Below are 9,468 nucleotides of genomic sequence, written 5' to 3' on the forward strand. Positions count from 1 at the left end.
AGGCCGGGCACGATGGGCGATCCGCTGGAAGCCCGCCCTCAACGCCTTCGCCATCACCTTCGAAGGCCGAATCGTCCCCTCCACCGCCAACTAGAACGACCGGTTACACCGGAGATCGGACAGTCCCCAGGTCCGCAACCGTGCCGGACTGCGCGACCGCGAGTTCGGACGCTCGGGTGCCGACGCGGAGGGCGCGGGCTGGCAAGGCAGTCATCGGGAGCTTCGCGGTTCACCGGTGGCGGCTGCTGGCCGGGACAAGAGCCTCTGTGCGTCCAGGCACCACACGACGAGCGGAGCGGCGAGTGATGGTGATCGTGGGAGTGCTGGGGTCTGATAAAACGGGCATTCGTGATCTCCCTGCATATGGGGTCGGACCCGGGTGGTAGCCGGTTAGAGGGCCTGGATGATGCGGGCGAGGTGGAAAAGGGTGCGCTCGTCGCTGCCAGCGGTACCGGTTGCGACCAGCTGCAATCCGATGGGCAGCCCGATGCCGGGCGCCGGCAGCGACAACGCCGGCCAGCCGGTGAGGTTGAACGGCAAGGTGAGCTCCAGCAGGGCTGCCGCGACGGTCGTGCGCTCGGTGCCGATCGTCACGAAGGGCTGGGCCAGGGGGGTGGCGCGTGTCCGAGTGGTGGGTGTCAGCAGGGCATCAATGTCGGCGAGGTGCGCACCGAGCCCGGCCGAGAGCTGCCGTGCGGCCCGTTTCGCGGCGAGGTAGTCGCGCCGAGGGTGATCGGCGTAGGAGCGCAGCCCGGCTTGGGTGGCAGGCTGGAAGTCCTCGGCCCGCTCGGCCAGGGCGGCCGCGTGGACGGCGTAGGCCTCGCTGCCGAGGATGGACATGTAGACGGCAGCGAGCTGGTAGATCTGTGGTGTGTCGACGGGGACAACCTGGACTCCTGCCGTGTCCAGGGCGTGGGCGGCGCGGGCCGCGGCGGCCGCAACGGGAGCGTCGAGGAGCGACCAGTACTCGTGCTGGGGAACCCCGACGCGGATCTGGCGTGGCGGATGGACCGGGTCCTGCCTGGCTCCAACGGCGATCACCTCCCAGCCGGCCAGGGCGGTGTAGAGGTCAGCGGCGATCAGGCCGACATGGTCGAGCGATGGCGCCAGCGGAAACACGCCACGGCGTGGCAGGGCTGCCCAGGCGGGTTTGAGGCCGACCACGCCGCACAAGGCGGCCGGGATGCGCACGCTCCCGCCGGTGTCGGTGCCGATCGCGAGCGGGAGGTGACCGGCCGCGACGGCGGCGGCCGGCCCGGACGACGACCCACCGGTGATCCGGGTGAGGTCGTGCGGGTTGCGCGCCGGCCCGGACACCGCCACGTCACCGGTCGGCCCATGCCCGAACTCGTGAGTATGGAGTTTCCCGACCACGATCGCACCGGCGCGGCGTAGCCGCGCGACGACTGCTGCGTCGGTCCGGGCCGGCGCGGCGTCGGCGAGAACCGCGGAGCCGGCTCGGGTGGGCAACCCGGCCACGTCGATGAGGTCCTTCACCCCGACCGCAACGCCGTGCAGCGCACTGCGCGGCCCGCGTCGGCGCAGTTCCGCCTCGAGCTCGGTTGCGTCGCGCAGCGCGCGCTCCTCATCGAGCGCCACCACCGCGTTGTGGGGATCCTGTCGCAGCCTGGCCAGGACCCGCTGGATGTGGTCGACGGGTGTCAGGGTCCCCTCGACGAACCCGACCTGGAGAACGGCCAGGACGCTCGGTGCGCCGGGGCCGGGACCAACCGGGCTGCCGACCGGGCTGTAGAGGGCGTCGTGGGTCATCTCAGCGCGACTCGTCATGGATCGGGTCGCAGGAACGCGTCGCGGACCTCCGAGGACGCGACCGACAGCCGGCCACGTGCAGGAGCAGTGCCGAGCCCGCGGGGCACCAGCGATCGGACCGACGACGACCGGCCCCGCCGGGGGGCCGGGTCACCGGAGCGGGCGGAAGGGTTGCAGCTCGTAGGGCACGTTCCCGCTGACGATGGCGTCGGCGAGCAGTCGGCCGGTGAGCGGGCCGAGCACGATGCCCCACATGCCGTGCCCGCCGGCGGCGAACACCCGCGGCGAGGTCGGCGGACCGGCCAGGGGCAACCCGTCGGGGTGCACGGGCGGGAGTCGACCCATTCGTCCCGGCGCTCGCCGAGATCCACCCCCCACGCAGGAACGGCCTCACGGCGTCGACGATCGCCCGCACCCGGCGCTGGCCGAGGGTCTCGTCGGGGTCGCGGAACTCCATCATCCCCGCGATCCGCAGCCGCTCCCCCAGCAGCGTCCAGGCGATGCGCTTCACTGGCAGATAGACCGGCCCCTCGGGAAGCTGCTCGGCCGCGACGGTGAAGCTGTAGCCGCGCCCGGCCTGGACGGGCACGCGCACCCCGGATCGGGAGGTGAGTTCGGGTAGCCACGCGCCGGTGGCGATCACGACCGCGTCCAGCTCGCCCAGTTCCTCGAGCAGACGCGCGCGTTCGTCCGGGCGGGAGAAACAGACCAGGAACGGGTCCGCCGGCTGGGCCGGGGCCTCGACACCGCCGGCGGTGAGCTCGTCGAAGGCGTCGAGCGCCTGGCGGTTGACGCCCCGGTGGGCGGCCATGCCGCGCCGCCACCGGCGGGTAGTGCTGTTGTGGGCGAAGCCGGTCAGGAACCACGCGATGGCCAGCCCGACCATCCCCGCGCCGACCACCGCGACCCGGTCCGTGCGCCGCGGCGCCCAGGGGAGCTCCTCGAGCGAGCATCGCCACCGCCCGCCGGGCTCAGCAGGTACGACCGCGCCCGCCTGCTGCTGGTCAGGAGCCAAGGGCTGGTCCGTACAGTCGGGCCGATCGACGTCGTTCACCGTTTGCCCTCCTTGCTCTCCTCGGCCTCGATGGGTGCCTCGACGTGCACGGCGCTCAACCAGCCCAGGAAGGCGGCCAGGGCGGCGACGAGAAGGGCCGGGCCGGCGGGTCCCAGGACGAGTAGACCGACGACGAGGACGAGCAGACCGACGACCGGCCAGCTGAAGTGGAACCGACGAGGGCAGCTTCGGCTATGGCTGCTGCGAACGGGCAGCCGATGCTGGCCCTCGCCGAACCGGGTGACGAACTCGGGGTCGTCGGTGCGGAGCTGGCGTTCGACCTCGTCGAGCACGTGCCGCTCGTGGTTGTTCAACGTTGCACTTCTCCTCAACAGTGCTTAATTGTCAGGACCGAAAGTGTTTCGGTCGGTCACCAGTTGGCCGGTGGGTCGCTGGCCGGGAAGGACTGCTCGCCCCACTCCTGGACGATGTCTCGTCCGCTGCGCTCGGATTCGTACGGTTCGACGGAAATCGCAACCGAGATGTCCAGTCCGTGTGTGGTGGCGGCGAGAACCCACGGAGAAGCCGAGGCGTGCCCATTCATGTGGGCACGAGGCGAACCAGAGGCGAGACCCTTGTCAGGCACAACAACTCCACAGGTCGATTCGACCGGATCATGCTCCGGTCGACCGCGCAGCGGCGGCGGTATTGGTGCGCGGCTGACCGTCCGCCGCCGTCACGGAAATGAGGGAATATTTCGGAGGGGCTAGCGGGTGGGCTCGGCCCGATGGTCGGGCCGGCGTTTCCCGGCTGTGTGGAAGCTCGGTTGCGAGTAGGTACGGACGATGTCGGCGAGTTCGCGTGAGCCGGCCATGGGGCGATCGCCCAGCCGTTGCTGCAGCTGCACCCGCAGGCCGCGCCGGTAGCCCGGTTCGAGTCCGCCCAGCGCGCCGTTGTCGACGCCGATGACCAGAGCCCAGCCCGGACAGGTGGGTTGCACCGGACAGCTGCGGCATAGCCTCGGGCTGTCGGCGCCGCGTGGCCGGGGGCCCGACAACGCCGGCCGATCACGCTTCACACAGTGCGCGGCCCGCATCCACCCGTGACGGATGGCGGTGTTCGAAGCCATGATCGGCGCCATCTCATGCCTCGCCTTGCGGGTGCTCACACGGCACGACGACCACCGAGCAGCGGGCGCGGGCAGCGCACCGCAGAGCCAGCGGACGCTCGACACGCTGCGCGGGAAGCTGCCGGGAATGACCGAGAACGAGCAGGTCATCAGGCCGGTCGGCCAGTCGCAGCAGCGTCTCGTCCGGCTCGCCCGGCGTGACCACGAGGCGGATGTCGACGTCGTCGGCGGGCACCGACGCCTGCGCCAGCGCGTGGTAGGCGTCCTGCAGCGCGGGCGGGCCACAGGGGCCACCCGCCCCGGGGGTGTGGTCGTCACGGACGTCGACCGCGTACAGGACTGCGCCGGTGCCGCGGGCCAGTGACATCGCCGTGTCGACGACCCGTGGATGAGCGCCTCGCCCGCCCACGCCCACGATCACACGTGGCCGCACAGCCAGCTCCACAGCACGCACTCCTTTGCATCGGATAGCCATGCAGCGACCCAGGGCGGGTCGCCGAGGCCATGGTGTCGATCGGGACTTGGTGGGCCTGCCGACTGTGGCGCCACAGGGAGGAGGTCGACAGGCCCGGCATCCACCATGCCTGCGAAAGCCCGGCGGGGGCAGGGCGAGGTCCCGCAACCTCGCAGCGGCTCTCGTTTCCGGGTTCCGGCAAGATCGCGTGCCATTCCAGCGGTTGTGGTACATGTGGCGGTGCCGCCCTACGGTGCCCACTGAGATGCGGGGTGCCGATGGCCGGAAACAACAGCGAAAATGGTCGACGACGCGGTTTCAACATCGCTAGACTTGACCGCCACTGAGCACGGCCCGACGCGCCCGGGCCGTGCTCCTTCGCATCTGCAGCCGTCGCCGCGCCCGCGCCACTCGCGGGCGGAGCGGCTTTCCCCAATATCTTCCTGTGAGGAGTGAAGAAGATGACCGAAACGCAGGTCTGGCTGGCGCAAAGCGCCTATGACCGCCTCACGGCAGAGCTGATGGCACTGCTGCGGCAGCGGACCGAGGAACACAGCGGGACAGCGGCCGAGCAGTTCATCGGTGACAGCGCCGATCAGAACACCGACCAGCAGCTGTTGACCGATCGGCGGGAGCGCGACAACCGGATTCGGAAACTGCAGGAACTGCTGCAGAACCCGCTGGTGGGACAGGACCCACCCGACGACGGCGTGGCCGAACCCGGCATGGTGCTGACCGTCCGCTACGAGGACGACCAGGAGATCGAGACGTTTCTGCTCGCCCATTATGAAGAGGGCGCGTACCCGGACGACCTGATGCTCTGCTCGCCCGACTCCCCGCTGGGGCAGGCGTTGCCCGGAAAGAAGCAGGGCGAGAAACTGCAGTACGCTCTTCCGAACGGACAGATCATGGAGGTCACCCTGTTGCGGGCGGTCCCCTACCGCCCCGAGGGCCTGGCCGCGGCGGTCTAGACCCGCGCCCAGGTGTGGGGCTGCGATGCGGCGGTGCCCGGTGGCCGTCCGCGCCCTGGTTCCGGCGTGAGGCCAGCCGCCCGCTGAACCTGCCACGGCGACGGCCGATACTGCCGATGTGTGACGTCGTGATCAGTCGATCGCTGGACACCGCGGCGGGTATCGACGCCGGCTACGCGCCTCATTGCCGGGGTCCGGCAATGATGCTCGGCAGAACTTCGCCGACGCAGCCACCTGTGCAGGCCATAGCCAAGGGGCAACCTGGCCATGTCGAGGACGCCACCTCGGCGGGCGGGCGGCATGCAGGCCGGCCGTCACCTCCGGGTAAGCCTGCATGCCTTCCATACTGTGACAGCTTCTCTGGATGCGGTGATGATCATGCGGGTTCGCGCGGGAGATACGTGCCCGAGTGGACGAGTGTGTAGATTTTCGCGCTTACTGTGGAGATGAGAGGCTCCCGGGGTGCGCGTGTCGGAAAGTCACGCAACTCGGGAATGGTCTTCGAGAACTGCTTTTGAGTAGGTAAGGGATATCCGCCTGCTCGAAGCCGGGTTTGAATAGCTAGATGGGCCGATCTCTCTCGGCGCGGCATCGGGAAAAGGGTGTGAAGGGCGTGGGGCTGGTATGGCGGCGAGCCGCGGGACCGCCGATGTTGTGGCTGGGCGGCATGGTGGGTGCCTCGGTGAGTGGGTCGGGTGGTGAGCATCTGGGCCATGTCCGGGACGTGGGTGTGAGGCGGACGCGCAGTGGCCCGGTCGTCGAGGCGATCCTGGTCGACGGCGGTGGGCATTGCTACGCGCTGCCGGCTGAGGCCGTGACGCGCTGGCAGCGACAGCGCCTCCAGGTCAGGAGCCCGCATCAGATCTCCGGTACGATACGGCCAACCCTGGAACCCGAGCGGGAATGGCTCGCCGAGTCCGTGCTGGGCAAGCCGGTGCTGACCATGGCCGCGCACGCCGCTGCGAGGCGGATCAGCGATGTCGGGTTGCGCAGGCTGCGCGACGGCCGGTGGATCGTGTGGCTGGTCGACACCCGTCCGGTCTGGCAGCGACGGTGCGGGCTTCCTCGTAGGACCACGCCGTGGAGCGTGCTGACCCGACGGTGCGTGATTGCCCGGCGCGGCCGGGTCGATCCCCGCAGCCCCGCTCACCCGGCACCTGCCACCGCGGCCGAGCAGCCCAGCGGTCCGGCGGTCCACGACACGGCCGTGCCGGTGAAGAACCGGCCCGTCATCGCCGTGCTCCCTCGGCAACGCACATGCTCCGATATGCGGCGAGGGGAACGATGGAAAGGAACACGCCATGTGGATCTACCGCGGTAGGTCCGGACGAACGGCGATCCAGAGCTGGTGCCGACAACGCCTCGACAACTGGGCGCTGCCGCATCGACGACGACAGGTCAGCGATGAGGCCCCGTGGGAGTACCGCAGTGCCCATCTGGTCGTCGCCGGGACCCAGCACCGGCAGACCCTCGTCGTGCTGCCGGGGCGGCACGGCAACGCCGCTGTGATGACCCAGCTGCTCGAGCGGCTCGCCACCCGGTATCGGGTGGTCGCGGTTGACCTTCCCGGCGAGGCCGGGCTGGGGTCGGCGGGCCGACCGAACACCCAGCGGCTGCGTGACTACGGCCGGTGGCTCGACGCGCTCCTCGCTCGGCTGGCCCGCGAAGCCCCGGAAGCGGTGACCGTGCTGGCCCACGGGTTCGGCGCCGCGGTGGCGCTGGCGGCCAAGCCCGCGCCGCACATCAAGGGCCTGGTCCTACTCAGCCCACACGGCTTCACCCGCCCCGCTATCCGCATCGACGTGGTCGCAGCGTTGTTGCGTTGGCGGATCGCTCCCACCGCGGCGGCCGGCGCGCGGCTGCTCACCAGGCTTGCCGGACCGAGCTTCGCGCCACCCGCCGCGCTGGTGGACTGGTTGCGCCTGGTCGGCCGACACGTGGCCATGAGCACCACCCCGCCGGCGCATCTCGAGTTGGCGCATCGCTGGCGCACGACGCCGGTCACGGTGGCGGTCGGGGAGCACGACCCGCTCTTCGGCGACGGTCGGCTCGCCCGCCCCGTTCGACGCGCCCTGTGCACCGAGGTGCTGACGGTACCCGACGTCGGAGCGCTGCTCCCCCACGAACGACCCGACGCAGTGCTGGCAGTGCTGCGGGCCCACGCGGGTCTCGCTCGCGATCCTTCCCGCGACCTGCACGGGGAGTTCCACGAAGGGTTCCCCCGGGAGCTCGACGAGGCTGTGCGTCGAGCTGACCCGGGCAGGAAAGGCCGAGACGAGCGCCAGCAGGACCGGACCCGCGACCGCACGCCTCAGCAGGCGGGTCACGTCGCGGGGGCAGATGTAGCCAGGCGGATCAGTGCGGCCAGCTCCGCCCGCGCCGGTCGATCAGCCGCACCCCATCAGGCAGGCCGCCCACCAGGCAGGGCCGCACGGTCGAGGCGACTCCCACGACGACCACCTCGGTGGGAGCGCGGATTTCCTGCAGCAGCCGGATCAGCAGGAGCAACTGTGAACACACCGCACCGCCGAGGACCGGCAGCTCGGACAGGTCAACGACCACCGCGCCGCCGGCGTGACCGCCCGCCCCCGCGAGCCGTGGCTCGAGTTCGCGGCGCACCCGTCGGATCAGCGCTGGAACGCTACGCGGCATCGACTGCGCGTCGGCGGCGGTGACCGTCACCCGAATCGGGCCGAGTTCGGGCCCCGAGCCGGCGATCCTGCGCTGCCACCCGGCACTATCCCCGCTGCTCGGCGAATCAGGCCCGGGGGCAAGATCAGGGCCGTAGCCGGCCTCGGCCGCGGAGCCGGTCCGCGACGCGCTCAGCGACGAGGCTGTGGCGGGCGTGGAGGCCGGCGGGCTCGTCGAGGACGATGTGGCCGCGGATCGAGTCGTCCGGGTCATCCCATCCTCCCGAGTCTGACGGACTCGGTGAACGGCTTGCGCTGTCGTGGTGGCGCGTCCTTGACTACGGCGCGGCGAGGGTGGTCCGGGGCGTGCCGGCAGGTCGTGAGCACCGCTCCTGCCCGTGCCGCTGCGGTGCGCTGCACGCAGGGCGGCACAGCGGCCTGGTCGTGGACCAGCACGGCGGCGAGGTTTTCCAGCAGCCGCGCGCTCGCAGTCAGGATCCTCGTCGTGGCCCGGCCTGGCTGCATCGACCGCACGTGGGTCGCGGCCGTAGCGAGCGGCACCGGGTCTACACAGGATGGATGCACGTGTCTCGAACCCTCCTTCAGCCGGGTCGGGTCCCGGCCGAGAACCACAAATGATCAAGGCATCACCCGTCGGGCGTGCCGCCCGAAAGGGGTGCCGCCCCCGACGGTGCCCTGTTCACCTCGCTCAGCGCAGGGACGAACGTCAACGAAGTTGGATTGCATTTGATTGCCGTGCTCCGGCAATCTGGACCAGACGCCGGCCTCGCTCGCAGGTGCGGCGGAGGAGAACGACAGCGATGACCCACTCGACCGAACGCCCCGACGGCCCACCCGACCCGCACGCTCGGAGCAGCGGGCTGGCCTGGCTGCACCGGGTCGCGCAGGAAGCCAGCAGGGGCGCCGGAGGCGTCCCGGTCGAGCTGCTCGGCGGGTTCCTGTCGCTGCTGGTCGAGGCCGCCACCACCGGACGCCGACCGGACAAGGCCGAGCTCGACGCCGTCGGTCTCAACGGCCGCCGGGCCGCCGAACTCGGGGTGTCTGCCGGGAACGCCGTCCAGCTGTACCTGTCGGCGGCCTGGCGGCTGTGGCGCGAGCTGCCCGCCGCCGTGAAGTTCTCCGACAGCACCACCACCGCGGACGCCGCCGAGGCCGTCATGCGGGCGGTCGACCGGGCCGTGGCCGGCCTCGCCGAGGGCTACACCGCCGCCCGACGCGACATGATGCGCAGCGAGGAGACGCTGCGTCGCGAGCTGATCGAGGACCTGCTCCGCGGGGACGCCGACGTCGGCGCGCTGGTCGAGCGGGCCGAGCCGTTCGGACTCGACATGGCCCAGCCCCACCAGGTGGCCCTGGCCGCGCCCCCCGGCCGGCTCGTCGACTCCGAGGCCGCCCTGAGCAGCCTGGAACGCGCCGTCGTGCAAGGCATCGGGGACCGCGACGTGCTCGTCGCGACCAAGGACGGCAGCATCGTCGTCGTCGCCCCCGCCACCCCGACC

General features: G+C 71.0%; 10 protein-coding genes and 1 pseudogene. 4 read left to right on the plus strand and 7 right to left on the minus strand.

Going from position 1 to position 9,468, the window contains the following annotated elements; translation table 11 throughout:
- Nucleotides 1-390: 390 nt before the first annotated feature.
- The 5 genes from HF519_RS28010 to HF519_RS28030 form a co-directional block, all read right to left on the minus strand.
- Complete coding sequence (locus HF519_RS28010) at nucleotides 391-1,770, minus strand: amidase (RefSeq protein ID WP_169415989.1); 1,380 nt, start codon at nucleotides 1,768-1,770, stop codon at nucleotides 391-393.
- Nucleotide 1,771: 1 nt separating this feature from the next.
- The gene (locus tag HF519_RS33605) at nucleotides 1,772-2,824 is read right to left on the minus strand and encodes an FAD-dependent oxidoreductase (protein WP_438826454.1); all 1,053 of its coding nucleotides are present in this window, start codon (nucleotides 2,822-2,824) and stop codon (nucleotides 1,772-1,774) included.
- Complete coding sequence (locus HF519_RS28020; protein WP_169415990.1) at nucleotides 2,821-3,138, minus strand: DUF3040 domain-containing protein; 318 nt, start codon at nucleotides 3,136-3,138, stop codon at nucleotides 2,821-2,823. The genes HF519_RS33605 and HF519_RS28020 overlap by 4 nt, the downstream gene beginning before the upstream one ends.
- A gap of 392 nt (nucleotides 3,139-3,530) precedes the next feature.
- Complete coding sequence (locus HF519_RS28025; protein WP_169415991.1) at nucleotides 3,531-3,905, minus strand: WhiB family transcriptional regulator; 375 nt, start codon at nucleotides 3,903-3,905, stop codon at nucleotides 3,531-3,533.
- A 1-nt stretch (nucleotide 3,906) separates the two neighbouring features.
- Nucleotides 3,907-4,338, minus strand: coding sequence for a universal stress protein (locus HF519_RS28030; protein WP_169415992.1), 432 nt, complete (start codon nucleotides 4,336-4,338; stop codon nucleotides 3,907-3,909).
- Nucleotides 4,339-4,808: 470 nt separating this feature from the next.
- On the opposite strand from HF519_RS28030, the gene HF519_RS28035 reads away from it, so the two are divergent.
- The 3 genes and pseudogenes from HF519_RS28035 to HF519_RS33610 form a co-directional block, all read left to right on the plus strand.
- Nucleotides 4,809-5,318: a GreA/GreB family elongation factor gene (locus tag HF519_RS28035; RefSeq protein WP_169415993.1), complete on the plus strand. Its 510-nt coding sequence runs from the start codon at nucleotides 4,809-4,811 to the stop codon at nucleotides 5,316-5,318.
- 649 nt (nucleotides 5,319-5,967) lie between these two features.
- Nucleotides 5,968-6,639, plus strand: a complete 672-nt coding sequence (locus HF519_RS28040; protein WP_169415994.1) for a hypothetical protein — start codon at nucleotides 5,968-5,970, stop codon at nucleotides 6,637-6,639.
- Nucleotides 6,640-6,826: 187 nt separating this feature from the next.
- Nucleotides 6,827-7,159: pseudogene (locus tag HF519_RS33610) on the plus strand (alpha/beta fold hydrolase); the annotation flags it as partial.
- Here HF519_RS33610 and HF519_RS33615 read toward each other — a convergent pair.
- Both HF519_RS33615 and HF519_RS32005 read right to left on the minus strand, forming a co-directional pair.
- Nucleotides 7,076-7,645: a hypothetical protein gene (locus HF519_RS33615; protein WP_246245361.1), complete on the minus strand. Its 570-nt coding sequence runs from the start codon at nucleotides 7,643-7,645 to the stop codon at nucleotides 7,076-7,078. The pseudogene HF519_RS33610 and the gene HF519_RS33615 sit on opposite strands and share 84 nt — an antisense overlap.
- A gap of 28 nt (nucleotides 7,646-7,673) precedes the next feature.
- Nucleotides 7,674-8,000 carry a hypothetical protein gene (locus tag HF519_RS32005; protein WP_246245363.1) on the minus strand — a complete coding sequence of 109 codons (327 nt, stop codon included), beginning with the start codon at nucleotides 7,998-8,000 and terminating at the stop codon, nucleotides 7,674-7,676.
- A 769-nt stretch (nucleotides 8,001-8,769) separates the two neighbouring features.
- Between HF519_RS32005 and HF519_RS28050 the strand changes: the two genes are divergently transcribed.
- On the plus strand, nucleotides 8,770-9,468 hold a 699-nt coding region (locus HF519_RS28050), incomplete at its 3' end, for an RsbRD N-terminal domain-containing protein (protein ID WP_498072995.1).

This window comes from Pseudonocardia bannensis (genome assembly GCF_012911875.1).
GTDB lineage: Bacteria > Actinomycetota > Actinomycetes > Mycobacteriales > Pseudonocardiaceae > Pseudonocardia > Pseudonocardia bannensis.

Excerpts from the sequence above, each read along its gene's own strand:
- HF519_RS28035 (WP_169415993.1), top strand. The coding sequence starts at position 4,809 with ATGACCGAAACGCAGGTCTGGCTGGCGCAAAGCGCCTATGACCGCCTC.
- HF519_RS28010 (WP_169415989.1), bottom strand. The coding sequence starts at position 1,770 with ATGACCCACGACGCCCTCTACAGCCCGGTCGGCAGCCCGGTTGGTCCC.
- HF519_RS28025 (WP_169415991.1), bottom strand. The coding sequence starts at position 3,905 with ATGGCGCCGATCATGGCTTCGAACACCGCCATCCGTCACGGGTGGATG.
- HF519_RS28040 (WP_169415994.1), top strand. The coding sequence starts at position 5,968 with ATGTTGTGGCTGGGCGGCATGGTGGGTGCCTCGGTGAGTGGGTCGGGT.